Origin of the sequence: Pseudomonas sp. Pse35 (assembly GCF_024519715.1) — a bacterium.
Classification (GTDB): domain Bacteria; phylum Pseudomonadota; class Gammaproteobacteria; order Pseudomonadales; family Pseudomonadaceae; genus Aquipseudomonas; species Aquipseudomonas paracarnis.
In genome coordinates this window covers 86568-106331 of the sequence record NZ_JALJRP010000020.1, presented here as the reverse complement: position 1 = coordinate 106331, position 19764 = coordinate 86568, and the positions used below count along the sequence as shown (strand labels likewise).

General features: G+C 60.0%; 19 protein-coding genes. 10 read left to right on the top strand and 9 right to left on the bottom strand.

The window, feature by feature from the left end; all coding sequences use genetic code 11:
• Positions 1 to 250: 250 nt before the first annotated feature.
• Complete coding sequence (locus OC445_RS17725; protein ID WP_034127142.1) at positions 251 to 703, bottom strand: MarR family winged helix-turn-helix transcriptional regulator; 453 nt, start codon at positions 701 to 703, stop codon at positions 251 to 253.
• Between the two features lie 81 nt (positions 704 to 784).
• A complete protein-coding gene (locus OC445_RS17720) occupies positions 785 to 1735 on the bottom strand; it encodes a LysR family transcriptional regulator (RefSeq protein ID WP_198790750.1) in 951 nt (316 codons plus the stop codon).
• A gap of 108 nt (positions 1736 to 1843) precedes the next feature.
• Between OC445_RS17720 and OC445_RS17715 the strand changes: the two genes are divergently transcribed.
• Positions 1844 to 2593, top strand: a complete 750-nt coding sequence (locus OC445_RS17715) for a sulfite exporter TauE/SafE family protein (RefSeq protein ID WP_034127144.1) — start codon at positions 1844 to 1846, stop codon at positions 2591 to 2593.
• Here OC445_RS17715 and OC445_RS17710 read toward each other — a convergent pair.
• Entirely contained in the window at positions 2583 to 3464 is an 882-nt protein-coding gene (locus OC445_RS17710; protein WP_054920153.1) for a LysR family transcriptional regulator, read from the bottom strand. The genes OC445_RS17715 and OC445_RS17710 overlap by 11 nt on opposite strands.
• Before the next feature lie 70 nt (positions 3465 to 3534).
• Between OC445_RS17710 and OC445_RS17705 the strand changes: the two genes are divergently transcribed.
• Entirely contained in the window at positions 3535 to 3741 is a 207-nt protein-coding gene (locus OC445_RS17705; protein WP_034127146.1) for a DUF1127 domain-containing protein, read from the top strand.
• Between the two features lie 45 nt (positions 3742 to 3786).
• Entirely contained in the window at positions 3787 to 5016 is a 1230-nt protein-coding gene (locus tag OC445_RS17700; protein WP_198790749.1) for a winged helix-turn-helix domain-containing protein, read from the top strand.
• Positions 5017 to 5112: 96 nt separating this feature from the next.
• Here OC445_RS17700 and OC445_RS17695 read toward each other — a convergent pair whose 3' ends face one another.
• Positions 5113 to 6459 (bottom strand): class II 3-deoxy-7-phosphoheptulonate synthase, encoded by a 1347-nt coding sequence (locus tag OC445_RS17695; protein ID WP_105226257.1) that lies wholly within the window; start codon positions 6457 to 6459, stop codon positions 5113 to 5115.
• Between the two features lie 123 nt (positions 6460 to 6582).
• Here OC445_RS17695 and OC445_RS17690 point away from each other — a divergent pair, with 123 nt between their 5' ends.
• Entirely contained in the window at positions 6583 to 7338 is a 756-nt protein-coding gene (locus tag OC445_RS17690; RefSeq protein WP_034127149.1) for a spermidine synthase, read from the top strand.
• A 127-nt stretch (positions 7339 to 7465) separates the two neighbouring features.
• Here the strand turns inward: OC445_RS17690 and OC445_RS17685 are convergent, their stop codons facing one another.
• Entirely contained in the window at positions 7466 to 8257 is a 792-nt protein-coding gene (locus OC445_RS17685; RefSeq protein ID WP_072448170.1) for a crotonase/enoyl-CoA hydratase family protein, read from the bottom strand.
• Between the two features lie 423 nt (positions 8258 to 8680).
• On the opposite strand from OC445_RS17685, the gene OC445_RS17680 reads away from it, so the two are divergent.
• On the top strand, positions 8681 to 10354 hold the full coding sequence (locus OC445_RS17680) for a DEAD/DEAH box helicase (RefSeq protein ID WP_014717677.1): 1674 nt from the start codon (positions 8681 to 8683) through the stop codon (positions 10352 to 10354).
• A 133-nt stretch (positions 10355 to 10487) separates the two neighbouring features.
• Here the strand turns inward: OC445_RS17680 and OC445_RS17675 are convergent, their stop codons facing one another.
• On the bottom strand, positions 10488 to 11255 hold the full coding sequence (locus OC445_RS17675) for a DODA-type extradiol aromatic ring-opening family dioxygenase (RefSeq protein ID WP_089042692.1): 768 nt from the start codon (positions 11253 to 11255) through the stop codon (positions 10488 to 10490).
• A gap of 103 nt (positions 11256 to 11358) precedes the next feature.
• Between OC445_RS17675 and OC445_RS17670 the strand changes: the two genes are divergently transcribed.
• The gene (locus OC445_RS17670; RefSeq protein WP_181124391.1) at positions 11359 to 12015 is read left to right on the top strand and encodes a thiopurine S-methyltransferase; all 657 of its coding nucleotides are present in this window, start codon (positions 11359 to 11361) and stop codon (positions 12013 to 12015) included.
• Between the two features lie 195 nt (positions 12016 to 12210).
• On the opposite strand, the gene htpX is transcribed toward OC445_RS17670, so the two are convergent.
• Complete coding sequence (gene htpX, locus OC445_RS17665; RefSeq protein ID WP_003189904.1) at positions 12211 to 13098, bottom strand: protease HtpX; 888 nt, start codon at positions 13096 to 13098, stop codon at positions 12211 to 12213.
• A gap of 304 nt (positions 13099 to 13402) precedes the next feature.
• On the bottom strand, positions 13403 to 14614 hold the full coding sequence (locus tag OC445_RS17660; protein WP_044273990.1) for a pyridoxal phosphate-dependent aminotransferase: 1212 nt from the start codon (positions 14612 to 14614) through the stop codon (positions 13403 to 13405).
• A gap of 202 nt (positions 14615 to 14816) precedes the next feature.
• Between OC445_RS17660 and msrB the strand changes: the two genes are divergently transcribed.
• Positions 14817 to 15209 carry a peptide-methionine (R)-S-oxide reductase MsrB gene (gene msrB, locus OC445_RS17655; protein WP_034127154.1) on the top strand — a complete coding sequence of 131 codons (393 nt, stop codon included), beginning with the start codon at positions 14817 to 14819 and terminating at the stop codon, positions 15207 to 15209.
• A gap of 150 nt (positions 15210 to 15359) precedes the next feature.
• Positions 15360 to 15845 (top strand): glutathione peroxidase, encoded by a 486-nt coding sequence (locus OC445_RS17650; protein ID WP_034127155.1) that lies wholly within the window; start codon positions 15360 to 15362, stop codon positions 15843 to 15845.
• A 21-nt stretch (positions 15846 to 15866) separates the two neighbouring features.
• Here OC445_RS17650 and OC445_RS17645 read toward each other — a convergent pair whose 3' ends face one another.
• On the bottom strand, positions 15867 to 18176 hold the full coding sequence (locus tag OC445_RS17645; RefSeq protein ID WP_072448164.1) for a response regulator: 2310 nt from the start codon (positions 18174 to 18176) through the stop codon (positions 15867 to 15869).
• Positions 18177 to 18339: 163 nt separating this feature from the next.
• Between OC445_RS17645 and OC445_RS17640 the strand changes: the two genes are divergently transcribed.
• Together OC445_RS17640 and OC445_RS17635 are read left to right on the top strand one after the other, a co-directional pair.
• Positions 18340 to 19230 (top strand): ATP-binding protein, encoded by an 891-nt coding sequence (locus OC445_RS17640; protein WP_072448162.1) that lies wholly within the window; start codon positions 18340 to 18342, stop codon positions 19228 to 19230.
• The gene (locus tag OC445_RS17635; RefSeq protein ID WP_054897893.1) at positions 19227 to 19709 is read left to right on the top strand and encodes a GAF domain-containing protein; all 483 of its coding nucleotides are present in this window, start codon (positions 19227 to 19229) and stop codon (positions 19707 to 19709) included. The genes OC445_RS17640 and OC445_RS17635 overlap by 4 nt, the downstream gene beginning before the upstream one ends.
• Positions 19710 to 19764 lie beyond the last annotated feature (55 nt).

Below are 19764 nucleotides of genomic sequence, written 5' to 3'. Positions count from 1 at the left end.
GCGGAACCCTAAGTGGCCGTTACCGCAGGAATGGATATGTACACGGTCCAACTGTGTTGACTGTCAGGCCGTCTTCGCAGGCAAGCCAGCTCCCACCTTGGATCGCGGGGCATCAGTTATATCTGTGTCGGCTGCCAGGCCGTCACGGGAGCAAGCTCCCTCGCCACCGATTTAGCGTCGTGCCGAAGTTGTGTAGATACCTATGGCCATCGCAGGCAAACCAGCTCCCACTTTTTAGGTGTGCGTTGCGTCAGAGGCTGGTTTGCAGATTGGCGCGCAACGCGATCAGGTCTCCTTGCAGCTTGCGCAATTGCTCCAGCGCCATCCCGCTGGCGCCCAGGATGCATTGTGGAACATCCTTGGCCTTCTCCTGCAAGGCGCGCCCGGTGTCGGTCAGTTCCACGACTACCACTCGTTCATCTTCGCGGCTGCGGGTACGGCTGAGCAGGCCCTCGGCTTCCAGGCGCTTGAGCAGTGGCGTCATGGAGCCTGGGTCCGTCAGCAGGCGGCTGCTGATTTCGCTGACGGTCAATTCATCCTCTTCCCACAGCACCATCATGGCCAGGTATTGCGGGTAGGTCAGGCCGATGGCTTGGAGCAGCGGCTTGTAGACCTTGGTCATCAGCAATGAAGTAGAGTGCAGGGCGAAGCACAGCTGGTTGTCCAGCAACAGCGATTCGCAAGGATCAGGGTTTTTGCTCATGGTGGCGTCTCGAAAAAGCATGTCTGGCCTGGAATCTAGCGGGCAAATCTTTAATGCGCCAGGTAATTCTTGCCGGAGGCGTCAGACCAAGCCACTTTGCAATGCCAGATCCCAAGGCGGCACCGGGCTGAAACGGGATTTAAGATATTCAAGCAACAATCGGCTGCGCGCATTGGGCTGTTGCTCCAGGCGCAGCGCATAAATGCCGGCGGTTTCCGGGCTCGGCAAACCGTCTTCACAAAACAGCGGCAACAGCTCACCGCGTACTAGGTATTCACTGGCCAACCAGGTCGGCAGATGAGCGATGCCCAGCCCGGCCAGTGCACCCGAAAGCAGGGCTTCGGCATTGTTGGCGCTCATGCGGATGCGCCGGGGGCGATAGGTGGTGCGACGCCCGTCCAGTTCGAAGCGCCAGGCGAACATTGGCGCCAGCCCGTCCCAGTCCAGGCCCTCATGTTCGCTCAGCTCTCGAGGATGGGCCGGCGTGCCACGGCTTTTCAGGTACGCGGGGCTGGCGCAGGCGATACGCACAATGCTCGCCAACGGCGTAGCGACCAGCCGGGTATCGACAATATGCCCAGCGCGCAGAACCAGATCGACCTTGCCCAGATGCGCGCCCTGCATATCGACAAAGCTGTCGATCAAGTGCAGGTGCACGTCCAGTCCTGGGTACAGGTTTAAAAAGTCCGCAATGACCGGCGCCAGATGCCGGCGGCCGAATGCTGCGGGCGCATCGACCCGGATCAACCCCTCCGGCGCATGGCTCAGCGAGACCGCTTCAGCCCGCGCCAGCTGCAACTCGTTGACAATCCGTCGTGCCCGCTCGGCAAAGGCCAGGCCCGCCGAGGTGGGCACTACTGCATGGGTGCTGCGTTGGAACAGGCGGCTGCCCACTGAGTTCTCCAGGCTGTCGATACGCCGGGCCACGGCGGAAGGTGTCAGCGGATGGCGGCGCGCGGCGGCGGAAAAGCTGCCGGCTTCCAGCACATCCAGAAACAGGCTGAGTTGGTCGGTCAAGGTGTTGGGGTTCATGGCTCGACGCTTATGCGAGATTGGCACAGCCATTGTGCGTTGCTGTGCGTTTCCGCGCCAGAGCCGACTGCGTAGCATGCAAAGCTTGGAATTGCGGAGTAGCGAGCGGTGTGGGATCTAGTGATGTACTTGGCATTGGGTGCGGCGTTGGGCACCGTGGGTGGGCTGTTTGGCATCGGCGGCGGGCTGATTGCTATCCCGGTACTCGGCGTGTTGTTCGGGCTGGATCAGCAAATTGCCCAGGGCACCGCTTTGGTCATGGTCGTGCCGAACGTGATGCTCGCCCTGTGGCGCTATCACCAACGTAACCGCATCGAGTTGCGTCACGCCTTACCCTTGGGTGTGACCGGCTTTTGCTTTGCCTGGCTGGGATCGATCTGGGCGGTGGGGCTGGATGCGGGCGCCATGCGCATTGGTTTTATTGCGTTCTTGGTGGCGCTGTCTGCCTACAACCTGCTGCGCATGTTCACCCGCAACGCGCCGCCCACCACGCAAATGCGTTATTCCTGGCCCTGGCTTGGCGTCTTGGGCGCGGCATCCGGCTCCATGGGCGGGCTGTTCGGGGTCGGCGGCGCGGTGGTGGCCACACCGGTACTCACCAGTGTGTTCGGCACTACTCAAGTGGTTGCCCAAGGGTTGTCGTTGGCCTTGGCGTTGCCCAGTACCGGTGTGACCCTGGTCACCTATGCCTGGCACCACGAGGTGGACTGGATGATCGGCCTACCGCTGGCGGTGGGTGGCCTGCTGAGTATCAGTTGGGGCGTGAAAGTGGCTCATGCCTTGCCGGAGCGCCTGTTGCGCGGCCTGTTCTGTGGCTTTTTGGTGGTGTGCGCGGTGATGCTTACCTTTAAAGTTTGAAGCCTTCGACGATGTAGTCCGCCAGGCACTCGGTGATCGGCGAGGTCATCTGCGGGTTACGCAGCAAGCGCAGGTTCATCGACGGCAAAGGCGGGAAGCCTTCGTCGCTGCCGAGCACTCGCAGGTCGTCGGTGACCAGGCTTTCCATGCTGACCATCGCCGCCAGGCCCGCACTCACCACCGCCAGGATCGCTGCTCCGTTAGAGCTGTGATAGGCCAGGCGATAATCTCGCCCGGCCGCGTCCAATGCCGCACGTGCCCAATGGGTGTACAGGCACTCGTCGCCGGACACCGCCAGAGGCAGGGCATCGTGCTCCTCCACACAAAAGCACGGTGATGCTGCCCATACCATGCGTTCGGTACGCAACAACTCACCCAGATCATTGCCGGGCTCGCGGCTGATCACGGTCAGCGCCAAGTCCCGCCGTTGCATCAATACGGTCGATGCTTCGCAGTGCATTTCGATTTGAATCAGTGGGTAGGCTTTGGAGAACTGTTTCAGGATCCCTGGCAGAAAGCGCATCAGATAGTCATCCGGCGTGCCGATGCGCACCAATCCCACCATATGCGGCTCGCGCAGGGTATTGAACACTTCACTGTGCAATTTCAGGATGCGCCGCGCATAACCCAGCAGCACCTGGCCTTCGGGCGTGAGCCGTACCTGCCGGCCATCGCGCTCGAACAGTTTGCGCTGCAACACGTCTTCTTCCAGACGCTTCATCTGCATGCTGACCGCCGATTGAGTGCGATTGACGGTCTCGCCGGCACGGGTGAAACCGCCCTGGTCGGCAATGGCGACGAAGGTGCGCAGCACGTCTGTGTCGATGCTGGGATAGGCGGACAATTGATCAATCTCCGAGATGTAATGCATAAGAAACATTCGTTGGATTGATCATAATGCCAGGCACACACTGTCGTCATCCCCACTGGAGGGCGAGAAGATGAAAGGTCAAAAAGGTTTCATATCGACGGATAACTGGCCGTTTTCCGGGCTGTTTCACACATTCGCGCGTTGGCAACTGTTGCATCAGGAGCGGCAGATGCTGGCGACCTTGAGCGATGACGCACTCAAGGACATCGGGCTCAATCGCGCCGACGTCGCGCAGGAAAGCCATCGGCATTTCTGGGAAGACCCGCTGCGAAAATAAGCCCGGATGCAGTAGGGTAGGGCGCGAGCCTCAATGGAGATCGCCATGCCCGCCGACCTGTGTATTTCACTCAAGCAAGCTCGACGCATGGCGCTGGCTGCCCAGGGGTTTTCCGGGCGCCAGGCGCCTGCACAGGTAAAGGCCACGCACCTCAACCGCTTGATCGAGCGCCTGGGCGTTTTACAGATCGACTCGGTCAATGCGCTGGTGCGTTCCCACTACCTGCCCGTGTTTTCTCGCCTTGGTTCTTATTCCCCATCGATTCTTGAGCAGGCGGCCTGGAGCCTGGGGCGGCGGCGTTCTCTGTTTGAATACTGGGGGCATGAGGCGTCGCTGCTGCCCTTGGCGCTGTACCCGTTGATGGGTTGGCGTATGGAGCGCGCCCGGCAAGGGCAGGGGATCTATTCGCAGATGGCACGTTTTGGCCGTGAGCAGCAGGCGACGATTCAGCGCGTGTTGCGCACCGTCGAACAGCAGGGCGCCGTGGGGGCGGGTAGCTTGTCGACCCGCGAGGAGCGTGCCGGTCCCTGGTGGGATTGGAGTGATGAAAAGCACGCGCTGGAATGGCTGTTCGCCGCTGGCCTGGTCACGGTTGCCGGTCGTCGAGGGTTTGAGCGGCTTTATGATCTGCCCGAGCGTGTTATTCCCGCAGAGGTGCTCAGGGTCTCCATGAGTGAAGGTGAAGCGCAGCGTGGCTTGCTGTTGCACAGTGCGACTGCATTGGGTGTCGCCACCGAAAAAGACCTGCGCGATTATTTCCGCCTCGACCCCGCCGACAGCCGCAACCGCTTGGCCGAGCTGGTTGAGGATGGGCAACTGCTGGCGTGCCAGGTGCGGGGCTGGAAACAACCAGCGTATTGCCTGGCGGTGCCCAAACTGCCGCGCAACGTGCCGGCCAGTGCATTGTTGTCGCCGTTCGATTCGCTGATATGGGAGCGCAGCCGCACCGAGCGCTTGTTCGACTTTCGCTATCGCCTGGAGATCTACACGCCGCAAGAAAGACGCGTGTACGGCTATTACGTCCTACCGTTTCTCCACAACGAACGCATTGCCGCACGCGTCGACCTGCGGGCCGAGCGTGCCCATGGGCGCCTGGCCGTGCATGCCGTGCACGAGGAAGAACCTGGGCTGGATGAGGAAGGTATGTTGGCGCTGGCCTTGAACCTGCGAAAGATGGCCGACTGGCTAGGGCTGGAACAGATCCAGCTCAATTGCCAGCGGCCCAGTACTGCCCGGTTGAGGGCTGCGATGCTGAACCGGGATGTCAGCTTTTAAGGTCCTATCGCGGGCAAGCCCGGCTCCCACAGAGAAACGCGTTCAAATGTGGGAGCCGGGCTTGCCCGCGATGGCGTCATCCCCGTCGATAAAACGTCAGCGCTTTACCTGTTTCAAGGTCTCGGCAATCAGGAACGCCAACTCCAGCGACTGATCGGCATTCATCCGTGGGTCACAATGGGTGTGGTAGCGGTCTGACAGGCCATCTTCGGTGATCGGTCGTGCGCCGCCGATGCATTCGGTGACGTTCTGCCCGGTCATCTCGATATGGATCCCGCCGGCATAGCTGCCTTCTGCCTGGTGCACCTGGAAGAAATCCTTCACTTCGCCAAGGATCTGCGCAAAGTCGCGGGTCTTGTAGCCACTGCTGGCCTTGATGGTATTGCCGTGCATTGGGTCGCAACTCCACAGCACCTGCTTGCCCTCGCGCTGCACGGCACGGATCAGGTTGGGCAAATGGTCGCCGACCTTGCCTGCACCCATACGGGCAATGAGGTTGAGGCGGCCGGGGTCGTTATCCGGGTTGAGGATGTCGATCAGGCGGATCAGGTCGTCCGGGTTCATGCTCGGTCCGACTTTCACGCCGATCGGGTTGTTCACCCCGCGCAGGAACTCGACATGGGCGCCGTCCAACTGACGGGTACGGTCGCCGATCCACAGCATATGCGCCGAGCAGTCGTAGTAATCGTTGGTCAGGCTGTCGCGGCGCACGAAGGCTTGTTCATAGTTGAGCAGCAACGCTTCGTGGGCGGTGAAGAAGCTGGTTTCGCGCAATTGCGGCGAGCTGTCCATGCCACAGGCGCGCATGAAGGCCAGGGTTTCGTCGATGCGGTCGGCCAGTTGGCTGTACTTTTCGGCGAGGGCGGAGTTGGCGATGAAATCCAGGTTCCATTTGTGCACTTGGTGCAGGTCGGCAAAACCGCCCTGGGCAAAGGCGCGCAGCAGGTTGAGGGTGGCGGTGGACTGGTGGTAGGACTGCAACAGGCGGTCCGGGTCTGGCACGCGGCTTTTTTCGTCGAAGCCGATGCCGTTGACGATATCGCCACGGTAGGCGGGCAGGGTGATGCCGTCGATGGTTTCATCGTTGGCCGAACGTGGCTTGGCAAACTGGCCGGCCATGCGCCCGACTTTCACCACCGGGCAACCGGCGGCGAAGGTCATGACAATGGCCATCTGCAGCAGCACCTTGAAGGTGTCGCGGATCTTCGCGGCGGAAAACTCGGCGAAGCTCTCGGCGCAATCGCCACCTTGCAGCAGGAAGGCACGACCCTGGGTCACTTCGGCAAACTGACGGCGCAATTCGCGGGCTTCGCCGGCAAACACCAGGGGCGGGTAGCTCGCCAGGCTCTGCTCCACTTGCTCCAAGTGCGCGGCGTCCGGGTATCGGGGTTGCTGCTGGATCGGCAGGGCTCGCCAGCTATCGGGACTCCAGGGGTGGCTCATCATGAACTCGTTTGCAGGTGGATGTTAGGGCGTCAATGTTAGCAGCAATTAGTGCGTGACCTGTGGTTGCCGCTTGGCCGACAATCGCGCCTTTGTCGTGCGGTAAACCCTTTAGGAGTAGTGATGAGCGAGGAGCGTGTCGAGCGCCTGCTGGCCGAAGTCCATGATGAATTCGGCATGATCCGTGTGCTTGAAGTGGCTGATTACCGCTTTCTCGAATTTGGCGACGCCATCGAGCAAAGCTGTGTGTTCACTGCTGACCCGAGCTGGCTGGAGTACGACTACACCCGCGCGATGCTGATCGGCGCGTTGTGCCATGAACAGCCGGAAAGTGCGTTGTTCCTCGGCCTGGGCGCGGGCACGTTGACCCAGGCATGCCTCAAGTTCCTGGCGCTGGAGGATGTCGAAGCCATTGAGCTGCGCCCCGATGTGCCGCGCCTGGCGATTGAATATCTGGGGCTGGATGACGATCCGCGCTTGTACATCCGCATTGGTGACGCGCTGCAATTGCTCGACAGTGCTGAATCGGCCGATTTGATTTTCGTCGACCTCTACACCGATGTCGGCCCGGGCGTGGGGCATCTGGCCTGGACCTTCCTGGAAAACTGTCAGAAGAAACTCAACCCCGGCGGCTGGCTGGTGATCAACCAGTGGGCCACCGATGACGGCAAGCCGCTGGGGGCGGCGTTGCTGCGTGGGTTGTACCACCGGCATTACTGGGAGCTGCCGGTGAAGGAGGGCAATGTGATTCTATTGGTGCCTTCGGAGCTGGATCAGGTGCTGGACCTGGATGCGCTATCAGCCCGCGCCGAAGCCTTGGCGCCGCGATTGGGGTATTCGTTGCAGCCGTTGATCAAGGCGATTCGGCCAGCAACTTAGTTGTCAGTTCGGACGCTTTCGCGGGCAAGCCCACAGTCGAGTTGCACTCTGTGTTGAAATGCAATCCCCTGTGGGAGCGGGCTTACCCGCGAAGAGGCTCTCACTGGCGACGGCTAATTCAGTTTGTTCAAATCCCCTTGAACACCCCGGGCCGCTTCTCGACCATCGCCCGAACACCCTCCTTGGCGTCCTCACTGTTGAGCAGTTTATCCACCATGGGCGGCAGCGCGGCGGCTGCGACGGCCTCACCCTCCATGCGCGCCAGGCGTGCCGACATCAACGTTGCCTGCACACCCAGCGGCGCCTGGCGGGCAATGCGGTTGGCCAATTCAATGGCACGGGGCAACAGGTCTTCACTGGCTATCACTTCCTGCACCAACCCCAGGCGCAGGGCCTCATGGGCGTCGAATTCGTCGCCGGTGAGCAGCCAACGCATCGCATTGCCCCAGCCGGCAATCTGATGAAAGCGCAATGTCGCGCCGCCAAACGGAAAGATGCCGCGTTGCACCTCCATCTGGGCGAAGCGGGTATTGCTGGCGCAGAGGTTGATATCCGCCGCCAGCATCAACTCGATACCAATGGTCAGGCAGTAACCTTGGGCGGCGACGATCACCGGCTTGCTCACGCGCGGGCCGGCAAACACCCCCCACGGGTCGCACCCTCCCAGCGGCGGTTGCCAGCCGCCGGCCATTACGCCGCTGACATTGGCCAGGTCCAGTCCTGCGGTGAAGTGATCGCCATGGGCAAACACCACGGCCACCCGTGCGTCATCGTTTCGATCAAATTCGCCATAGGCCAGGCTCAGTTCATTGAGCAAATCCAGGTCAAAGGCGTTGCGCTTGGCCACGCGGTCCAGGCCTAGCAATAGAACATGGCCCTCAAGTGCGCGGCTGACACGGCTACTGCTGGCTTGATTCATCGGGTGTGCCCTCGGGGCGCAGGTGAGGTTTCAGACCAAAGGGTCTCAATGGGTGGGTGAACCGTTTAAGCTCGATAACCAACAGGGCCGGGCCTTTGAAAAATAGACCCTGGCGCATGGATCTGCAAAGCGCGTGACCCAGTGCGGTTTATCGGCGCCTGGCGATAAAAAAAGCTCCCTTTTTCAGCTATTTCCGGTATAGTGCGCGCCGGCCTTTAACCGGGCCGCGTTTAGGTAGCGCAATTCCCCGAAGTCAGCTTCGGCTGCACGTCCGCACAGCGGACTCTTCCTTGACGAATCTTTTTCATTCATTCGTTTTCGCAAATCCCCGCCGACAAAGCAGCCAGGGCGACTCTTGAGTCTCAACACGGCATGCGCAGCTTTGGAGCATGGGTCTTTGCGGATGCACTTAGAGGCAGACCCATGACCCAGGAAACCGGCGGCTTCGCCGCTTTTAATCTTAACCCGAATATTCTTGCAGCCGTCGCAGCGACCGGCTACGAAGAACCTTCGGCGATTCAGCAGCAATCGATCCCGATCATCATGGCCGGTAAGGACATGATTGGCCAGGCGCAAACCGGTACCGGTAAAACCGCCGCGTTCGCCCTGCCTATTCTGCATTGCATCGATCCTGCCAAGCGCGAGCCGCAAGCCCTGATCCTGGCGCCAACCCGTGAGTTGGCGCTGCAAGTAGCAACCGCCTTTGAAACCTACGCCAAGCAAATGCCGGGTGTAACTGTTGTGGCCGTTTACGGCGGCGCGCCTATGGGCCCACAACTCAAGGCAATCCGCAATGGCGCACAGATCGTTGTCGCCACTCCGGGCCGTCTGTGCGACCACCTGCGTCGTGACGAAAAAGTCCTGTCGACCGTGAACCACCTGGTTCTGGACGAAGCTGACGAAATGTTGAAGCTGGGCTTCATGGATGACCTGGAAGTCATCTTCAAGGCGCTGCCAGCGACCCGTCAGACCGTACTGTTCTCGGCTACCCTGCCGCAGTCCATCCGTGCCATTGCCGAACGCCACCTGCGCGATCCGGAGCACGTGAAGATCCAGACCAAGACCCAGACCGTTACCGCGATCGAACAGGCTCACCTGTTGGTTCACGCTGACCAGAAGACCTCGGCTGTATTGAGCCTGCTGGAAGTCGAAGACTTCGACGCCCTGATCATGTTCGTGCGCACCAAGCAAGCGACCCTGGACCTGGCCAGCGCCCTGGAAGCCAAAGGCTACAAAGCCGCTGCGCTGAACGGTGACATTGCCCAGAACCAGCGTGAGCGTGTGATCGACTCCCTCAAGGATGGCCGTCTGGACATCGTTGTGGCGACCGACGTTGCTGCCCGTGGCCTCGACGTTCCACGTATCACCCACGTGTTCAACGTTGACATGCCTTACGATCCAGAGTCCTACGTTCACCGTATCGGCCGTACTGGCCGTGCCGGCCGCGAAGGTCGTGCGTTGCTGCTGGTGACTCCACGTGAGCGCCGCATGCTGCAAGTGATCGAGCGTGTTACCGGCCAGAAAGTTGCCGAAGTCCGCCTGCCGGATGCCCAGGCCGTTCTCGATGCGCGCATCAAGAAACTGACCAACAGCCTGGCGCCACTGGTGGCTGACGCTGAATCGACCCACGGCGACCTGCTGGACCGCCTGACCGCCGATATCGGTTGCACCCCGCGTGCCCTGGCTGCAGCCCTGCTGCGCAAAGCTACCAATGGTCAGGCCCTGACCCTGGCAGCCATCGAAAAAGAACGTCCACTGGTTCCGAACAGCGCGCCACGCGGTGATCGTCCAGAGCGTTCCGGTGACCGTCCAGACCGTGGTGACCGTGAGCGTCGTGCTCCAGTGCCATTGGCTGAAGGCCGTGCTCGTTGCCGTACCGCGCTGGGTGCGCGTGATGGTATCGCTGCCAAGAACCTGCTGGGCGCTATCCTCAACGAGGGTGGCCTGGCACGTGAAGCCATCGGTCGCATCCAGGTGCGTGACAGCTTCTCCCTGGTGGAGTTGCCGGAAGACGGCCTGGAAAAACTGCTGGCCAAGCTGAAAGACACTCGCGTTGCCGGTAAGCAGCTCAAGCTGCGTCGCTACCGCGAAGATTGATCCGCCCTTGGGCTGATTGATCGCACATAAAAAATCCCCGACTGGTTCGGGGATTTTTTTTCGCCTCATGTTTTAGGCTCCGACGCGATCAACTGTGAGAGCAGGCAAGCCAGCTCCCACAGGTATAACGGTTTCAGCCAAAGCGATAGATATCCATGCCCAAGGCACCCAGTGTGAAGCCTTGGTGCGCCACGCTGAAATCTGCGCCCGCACCCCGCGCAAAGTACAGCGGCAGCAAATGTTCATCGCTGGGATGGCTGCGCACGGCATGTGGCGCCTGGCGGCGATAGTCATGCAAGGCGGCGTCATCATTGGCCGCGAGTCTGTCGACCACCCAGTCACGAAATTCCCGGGCCCACGATGTAATCGTCTCCGGCCCGGCGCGCCAATCCAGTTCGCCCAGGTTGTGGGTGATGCTGCCGGAGCCGATCAGCAGCACACCCTGTTCGCGCAGGCTCGCGAGTGCATGCCCGACTCGAGTCTGCAAAGCCGGGCCCAGGCGGCTGGGCAAGGACACTTGTACCACCGGGATGTCCGCTGCCGGGTACATCAGCGACAGCGGGACCCAGGTGCCGTGGTCGAAGGGGCGTTGCTCGTCAATACGTGCAGCCAGGCCGTCGGCGTGCAGCAGTTCGACGATCTCACTGGCCAACTGCGGGTCACCCGGCGCGGGGTATTGCACCGCAAACAGCTCGCGCGGAAAGCCACCGAAGTCGTGCCAGGTTTCGGGGGCAGCACTGCCGCTGACCAGCAGGTCCGGGCTTTCCCAATGCGCCGACACCACCACAATGGCTTTGGGCCGTGGCAGTTCGGCAGCCAGGCGCTGCAGCGCAGGACCGCTGGCACCGGGTTGCAAGGCCAGCATGGGCGAGCCGTGGGAGATAAACAGGCTGGGGAGCATGAGCAGGGTCCTGAGGGTTAAGATGGAGTCATCTTCAATCAGATCATCGATCTAAATCTAATATAAGTTTTAGCGCCTTTTGATCGAATTTTCGGAGTGATTCATGCAGCCTGAATTTTGGCAGGACCGCTGGGCGAGCAATCAGATCGGCTTCCATCAGCGCGAGGTCAATCCCTATTTGCAACGGCACTGGCCCGTGCTGGGGTTGCCCGAGGGGGCAAAGGTGCTGGTACCGTTGTGTGGCAAAAGCCTGGACTTGGTATGGCTCAAGAGCCAGGGGTACCCGGTAATGGGCGTGGAGCTGTCGGAGCAGGCGGTTGAGGCGTTCTTCAGCGAGCAGGAGCTTGTGCCGCACATCAGTCAGCAGGGCGCCTTCAAGGTCTACCAGGCCAGCATGATCGAGCTGTGGTGTGGCGATTTCTTTAGCCTCGATGCCGGGGCGCTGGCCGGTTGCAGCGCCGTTTATGACCGCGCAGCGTTGATAGCATTGCCGCCACTGATGCGCGCGCGATACGCAGAGCATCTGAATGCCTTGCTGCCCTCAGGCTGCCAGGGTTTGCTGATTACCCTCGATTACTACCAAGGGCAGAAGGCCGGCCCACCCTTTGCTGTCACGGACGAGGAAGTGCAGGTGCTATTTGCACTGCATTGGGCGTTGGAGCGGCTGGAGGAGCGGGACATCCTGAGGGAGAGCGGAAAGTTCCTGCAGGACGGTGTTACTCGCCTTGAAGAGCGTACTTATCGGCTGACCAGGCGCTAAAAGGGTTTTTCCTTTTGTAGGAGCGAGGGACGCCTAGTTCTTGCTCGCGAAAGACGTCAACGATAACGCGTGCTTGCTAAATGAACGCGGCGCCTGCGAGTTTTTCGCGAGCAAGCTCGCTCCTACAGAGAGCGGTGAAATCAGCAGGCACAAAAAGGGGCGATCAGATCGCCCCCTTGTTGAGTCATCCGGCTATCAGCCCCGGCGACGCAGTGCGTCAATCCGCTCTTCCAGCGGCGGGTGGCTCATGAACAGGCGAGCCAGGCCCTGCTTGATGCCGCCGTTGATGCCGAAGGCGGTCAGGCTGTCGGGCATATGCACCGGCAGGCCCTGTTCGGAGCGCAAGCGTTGCAGCGCGCCGATCATTGCGCTGGTGCCCGCCAGGCGTGCGCCGGCTTCATCTGCGCGGAACTCGCGTTTGCGAGAGAACCACATCACGATGGCGCTGGCCAGGAAACCCAGGACCAGCTCGGCGAAAATGGTCGCCACGAAGTAGGCAATACCACGGCCTTCTTCGTTCTTGAAGATGACCTTGTCGACGAAGTTGCCGATGATCCGCGCAAAGAACATCACGAAGGTGTTCACCACGCCCTGTACCAGCGCCAGGGTGACCATGTCACCGTTGGCCACGTGCCCGATCTCGTGGGCCAGCACCGCCTTGACTTCGTCGGGCGAAAACCGCTCCAGCAGGCCCTGGCTCACGGCCACCAGCGCGTCGTTCTTGTTCCAGCCGGTCGCAAAGGCGTTGGCCTCATAAGCCGGGAAAATCCCGACTTCGGGCATTTTGATGCCTGCTTCTTGAGACAACTGCTCCACGGTTTGCATCAGCCATTGTTCATGGCGAGTGCGTGGTTGCGTGATGATCTGGGTGCTGGTGCTCATCTTTGCCATCCACTTGGAGATGAACAGCGAGAACAGCGAACCGGCAAAACCAAAGACTGCACAGAAAATCAGCAGCTGATTGAGGTTCAGATCAACCCCATTGGCCGCCATGAACCCGTTGAAGCCAAAAAGGCTCAGGGTGACGCTGGCAATCAGTACGACTGCCAGGTTAGTGGCCAAGAACAGCAGGATGCGCATCATGGTTGTAGAATTCTCCTCATGCTTAATATGTCGCTCACTGCGGGGTATATAAGGTGCGGCATGGGGTGATTCAACCGGGGGACTATTTCAAACTGTGTCCTACACCGTTGGCGTAGGGCCTTGAAGGGATTTTCCGACCTGTATTGTCAGCCTTGCTCGACCCGATGCTACCCTGTCGCCCCGTGATTATAGGGGGCACGTCATAGGCAGGGGCCAAATGAAGTACAACCGCAAGTAAGTGACACAGAAGTGTTGCCAGATAATCGCTGTACGACCCTTTGAGAGTCGTACAGCGTCAATTGCCTTACTGGCGATAGGACTTCAGGAAGTTACCGATGCGACCAATCGCCATCTCCAGGTCATCCACACGTGGCAATGTCACCACGCGGAAGTGATCCGGCCATGGCCAGTTGAAGGCGGTACCTTGCACGACCAGCAGTTTTTCTGACAGCAGCAGGTCGAGCACGAACTTCTCGTCGTTGAGGATCGGGCAGACTTTCGGGTCGATCCGCGGGAACGCGTAAAGCGCGCCCATGGGCTTCACGCAGCTCACGCCGGGGATAGCGTTGAGCAGCTCCCAAGTGCGGTTACGTTGCTCCAGCAGGCGACCTTGGGGCAGGATCAGGTCGTTGATGCTCTGGTAGCCGCCGAGGGCGGTCTGGATCGCATGCTGGCTCGGTACGTTGGCGCACAGGCGCATGTTGGCCAGCATGTCGATGCCTTCGATGTAGCTTTGCGCATTGTGCTTGGGGCCGGAGATGGCGATCCAGCCGGAGCGGAAACCCGCCACGCGGTAGGACTTGGACAGGCCATTGAAGGTCAGGCACAGCAGGTCCGGGGCCAGGGAGGCGGTGCAGATATGCACGGCGTCATCGTAGAGGATCTTGTCGTAGATCTCGTCGGAGAACACCACCAGGTTGTGCTGACGCGCCAGTTCCAGCATGCCCAGCAATACTTCCCTGGAGTACACGGCGCCAGTGGGGTTGTTCGGGTTGATGATCACCAGGGCCTTGGTGTTGGGCGTGATCTTGGCTTTGATGTCGGCCAGGTCCGGGAACCAGTCGGCGCCCTCATCACACAGGTAATGCACCGGGTGGCCGCCCGCCAAGGTCACGGCGGCGGTCCACAGCGGGTAATCCGGGGCTGGCACCAGGACTTCATCGCCATTGTTGAGCAACGCCTGCATGGACATCACGATCAGCTCGGACACGCCGTTGCCCAGGTAGATGTCCTCGATGCCGACGCCTTCGACCTGCTTCTGCTGGTAGTACTGCATCACCGCCTTGCGCGCGCTGAACAGGCCCTTGGAGTCGCTGTAACCCTGGGCGGTCGGCAGGTTGCGGATCACATCCTGAAGGATTTCGTCCGGCGCTTCGAAACCAAACGGCGCCGGGTTGCCAATGTTCAGCTTGAGGATGCGATGGCCTTCCTCTTCCAGGCGTTTGGCGTGCTTGAGCACCGGGCCGCGAATGTCATAGCAGACGTTGGCGAGCTTGTTCGATTTGCTGACCTGCATGGCGATGTGATCCTGAAAATGAACGATCCCGACGGCGTAGGCACTACCGTAGGGTGAAGCCTGCACGGCCCGCACCCATAAATACGTTTGAATGCCGATGGCGCGGGTGCCAGACTGGCGTTTTGAAGAGGCGCAATCATACGTGCCGCCTGATCCATGGAAAAGACACAGATCAGGGTTTTTCAGTTGCCGAGGTGTACCGATGGATAAGTTGCAGAAAACTGTAGATGAATGGAAGGCGATGCTCGATCCGGAGCAGTACAACGTGTGCCGTCTCAAGGGTACCGAGCGACCGTTCAGCGGCAAGTACAACGCCACCAAGACCGACGGCGTCTACCACTGCATCTGCTGCAACGAGCCGCTGTTCGATTCCAAGGCGAAGTTTGATTCCGGCTGTGGCTGGCCCAGTTTCTATGAGCCGATCGCCGACAGCGCGATGGTCGAGATCCGCGATGTCAGCCACGGCATGATTCGCACCGAAGTCACCTGCGCCAAGTGTGATGCACACTTGGGGCATGTGTTCCCGGACGGCCCACCGCCGACGGGCCTGCGCTACTGCATCAATTCGGTATGCCTGGAGCTGGTGCCGCGCTAGGCTTGCATGGTCCCTGTAGGAGCGAGCTTGCTCGCGAAAAACGTCAACGATACGGCGGGTTTCCTGAATGAACGCGGCGTCTGATAGTTTTTCGCGAGCAAGCTCGCTCCTACAAATAAGGCTCTTCTTTCCCTGACTTGAGGCATTGCCATGAGCGACTCCCTGCTGAGCATCCCTTGCACAACTATCAAGGGTGAGCAAAAGACCTTGGCCGACTTTGCCGGCAAGGCCATTCTGGTGGTCAACACCGCGAGCAAATGCGGCTTCACACCGCAGTACAAGGGCCTCGAGCAACTTTGGCAGCAATACAAGGACCAGGGCCTGGTGGTGCTCGGCTTTCCCTGCAACCAGTTCGGCAAGCAGGAACCCGGCAATGAAGGCGCGATATCCGAGTTCTGCGAGCTGAACTTCGGCGTCAGTTTTCCGCTGTTCAAGAAAATCGACGTCAATGGCAGCGATGCCCACCCGTTGTTTGTGCAGTTGAAAAAACAGGCCCCGGGGCTGCTGGGTTCCAAGAACATCAAGTGGAACTTCACCAAGTTTCTCATTGGCCGTGATGGCAAGCAGGTCAAGCGTTTTGCGCCAACCACCAAGCCCCAGGACTTGACCCAGGAGATCGAAGCCCTGCTCAAATGACCGCAATATTGCGGGTACCCATCAGAGGCTGGTTGTCTTCGGTACCCACAGTTCCAGTAAGGCGTTGAGTTCTTCACGGCGAAACGGCTTGGCCAGGTAATCGTTCATTCCAGCGGCCCGGCAACGCTCGCGTTCTTCGGCCATCGCGTTGGCGGTCAAGGCAACAATGGGCAAGTCCGGCCAACGCCCGCTCCGGCGAATTTGTCGGCTGGCCTCATAGCCATCCATCACCGGCATGTTGCAGTCCATCAGCACCAAATCGAAGCGCTGGTCCTCCAGAAGCTTGAGGGCTTCGCCACCATGGGCCGCTACGATCACCTCACACCCGAGCTTGCTGAGCATGCCCTTGGCCACCAGTTGATTGACCGCGTTGTCCTCCACCAGCAGGATGCGCCCGCGGTGCGCAAGCGGAGCGGTTTCTATCTGGACCGGGTCGAGCACCAGTTGCGCGCCGCTGCGCAGGTTGCGTTGCAGGATCTGGTACAGCGCGTTGCGGCTCAATGGGCGCGCTTGTTGCTGCAGCGGCGCCAGGGCCGTGACTTCTTCGCTGGGCAAAAAGTTACCATAGGCGGTAACCAGCAGAATCGGCGCGCTGATGCCCGGGCGCAAGCGGAACAAGCATTCAGGGCAGTCGGTGATCAACAGGTCGGGCGCCAGCCCGCTCAAATCATCGTCCTGGGAATAGCAGCGCGGTGTCAGCCCCCAAGAGGGCAATAGCGTGGTGAGCAGCTCCGTCAGCCCGCCGCCGGCGTTGGTGATGGCGATCACCTCGCCCGTGAGCGGTGCATAGCGCATGGCAGGCAAATGCGCGGGCAGTGGGAGGTCGGCGCAGAACTGGCTGCCAAAGCCCACCTCCGAGCTGATACTCAAGCGGCCTTGCATGGCTTCGCACAGGTTATGAGTCAACGCCAGGCCCAATCCCGTCCCGCCAAACTGGCGGGTAATGCCAGCGCCGGCCTGGGTGAACGGCTGGAAGATTTTCACCTGGGCTTCCTGGGCGATGCCAATGCCGGTATCGCACACTTCAATGCTGACCCGACCTTCCAAGGCGCGCAGGCGCACATCGACGCGACCAAAGCGGGTGAACTTCAAGGCGTTGGAGAGCAAGTTGCTGACGATCTGCCGCACACGGGTAGGGTCGCCGACCACCTGGGCGGGAAATTGCGGGTCGATCAGGCAGGTCAGCTCCACGCTCGGAGCGGCATTTTGCGAGAGCAGGTTGGCGGTATCTTCCACCAATGAGCCCAGGTCGAACGGGATATGCTCCAGTTCCAGCTGGCCGGCGTCGAACTTGGACAGGTCAAGAATATCGTTGAGCAACTCCACCAGCACTTTGCCTGAGTCATGGGCAATGGACAGTTGCTGGCGCTGTTCGGCGGTCAGCGGGCTATCCAGTGAGAGGGCAATCATGCCCAGCAACCCATTGAGCGGCGTACGAATTTCATGGCTCATATTGGCCAGGAATGCTGCCCGTGCCTGAGCCATGCCCAGCGCAGTCATTTTCGCCGCCTCCAGCTCATCGTTGGACTGGCTCAAGCGTTGGTTGCTGGCCTTGAGTTCGAGGGTGCGCGCAGAAACGATATTTTCCAGTTGCCCCAAATACTCCGTGAGGCGATCTTCGGCATGGCGCCGTTGCTGGATCTCGGTTTCCATGTTTTCGAATTGTTGGTTGGCGACGCTGACCAGCACGCCGATTTCATCGTATTCATGGCCCGGTGGGCAATCCAGGCGCGCCTGTTTGCGTGTGCTCAGCTCGCGGATAATGCGCACCAGCGGTTGGGTGAGCATTACGTAGAACAGGCCGAGCAAAATCCCGGTGAGCAGCAGGCTGCGGGCGAAGCCGTTGAGCAGAGTGATCTCGGCGCGATGCAGGAAACGGCTGCCAAAGGCATAAGTATCGACGTCCAGGCGTAGCACACCAAGGGAGTCGTTGGGCATATGGCTGAGAAACAGTCGGTCTTCGAATTGGCGATTGGCACCAAACAGAAAATCGCTGACCGGCCGATAGTTGCTTTCCTTGCGCGGACGGTTGACGTCGGCCAGCACCACGCCATTGTTGTCGATCAACTGCGCGCGGATGATGGCGGGGGAGTGCAGCAGGCCCAAGGTCAGTTCCTGGGCGAGTTCGGCATCGATGTTGTAGGCGATTCTTGACGCCGGGTTATGGCTGATTTCAATCAGTGAGCGTATTTCACGGTTGATGGATGCGTCTTCACTGGCATAATCAATGCCGATTTGGATCAGACTGAGCAGGGTTCCCAAGACGAAACCGACCAGCACAGTCAATCTGGCTTGTTTATAAGACAAGCGGTGGGCGAACTTGATATCCATCGAGTGTTGAACCACTTAGCGTTTCCCTTCGCCCGGCAAGCATAGCTGAACATCCACAAGCTTTGGCTCGCCCGGCATGAATCGTTTGTTTGATGCAGCCCTACAGTTTGCCGCAGGGTTGCCAATACGCCATCTTTTGCAAGAAGTTGCCAGAGGAATAGCTGTGGATTCTCGATTGAATGCCTTTCTTGAGCGCGCCGATGCGGTGCTGGCTCGCCTGGAACCGTTGTTACCCGCCCCACGCCAGGCGATCGACTGGCACCAATGCCTGGCCGCCCGCTGGCAGCGCGAAGGTCGCAATGGCTTCCTGTTAGCGTTGGAAGTGAGCCTGGACATGCGCCTGTCGGACCTGATTGGTGTCGACAAACAACGTGAACAACTGGCGCGCAACACCCAACAGTTCCTTGATGGGTTACCCGCCAACCACGCCCTGTTATGGGGTTCGCGTGGCACCGGCAAGTCTTCCATGGTCCGGGCCTTGCTCGCCCAGCACGCCAACGCCGGCCTGCGTCTTATCGAGATCGAGCGTGACCACCTGGCTGACCTGCCGCGGGTGGTCGAGCAACTGGTCAAGCTACCACAACGCTTCATTTTGTTTTGCGATGACCTATCGTTCGAGGCCGGCGAAGGTGACTATCGCGTGCTCAAGAGCGTGCTGGATGGTTCCCTGGAACAGGCGCCGGAAAACGTGCTGCTGTACGCCACGTCCAACCGTCGCCACCTTGTGCCGGAAAACCAGAGCGACAATGACAACTGGAAACGCGTGGACGGCGAATTGCACCCGAGCGAGGCGGTTGAAGACAAGATTGCCTTGTCGGATCGTTTTGGCTTGTGGTTGTCGTTCTACCCCTTTACCCAGGAGCATTTTCTGGATGTGGTGGAACACTGGATCGGTGAGTTGGCCAGCAAGGCCGGCTTGCAGTGGCAACGCGATGAGCAGCTTGACGTTCTCGCGGTGCGTTGGGCCACTGGGCGCGGCAACCGCAATGGCCGGTGCGCCTATCAATTCGCCCGTTACTGGGTGGGTCTTAAATTGCTGGAACGTCAACCATGATCGATTTACAACAGGCCGGCAGCGGCCTTGATGGCTATGCCATGCTCTGCGCGCAACTGGAGTCATTGCTGGCTGATGAGCGCGATTTTATTGCCAACAGTGCGCAGTTTTCCGCGTTCCTGTTCAACCAGTTGGATGACTTGAACTGGGCTGGCTTTTATCTCAATCGTAACGAAGAGCTGGTGCTTGGGCCCTTTCAGGGGCAGATCGCCTGTGTGCGCATTCCGTTTGGTCGCGGAGTGTGTGGTGCGGCTGCGGCCTCACGGAAAACCCAGCGCGTGGAGGACGTGCACGCGTTCCCAGGCCATATCGCCTGCGACAGCGCTTCGAACAGTGAATTGGTGGTGCCATTGGTCAAGGACGGCCAACTGATTGGTGTCCTTGACCTCGACAGCCCATTGCTGGGCCGCTTTACCCCTCAGGACCAGGAGGGGATTGAGCGGCTGGCGGAGATTTTCCTGCAGTTGACCGACTGCTGAAGCGGTGGGTACTTATGCTGGTCGCGGTAGGAGCGCATTTGCTCGCTCCCGCCAC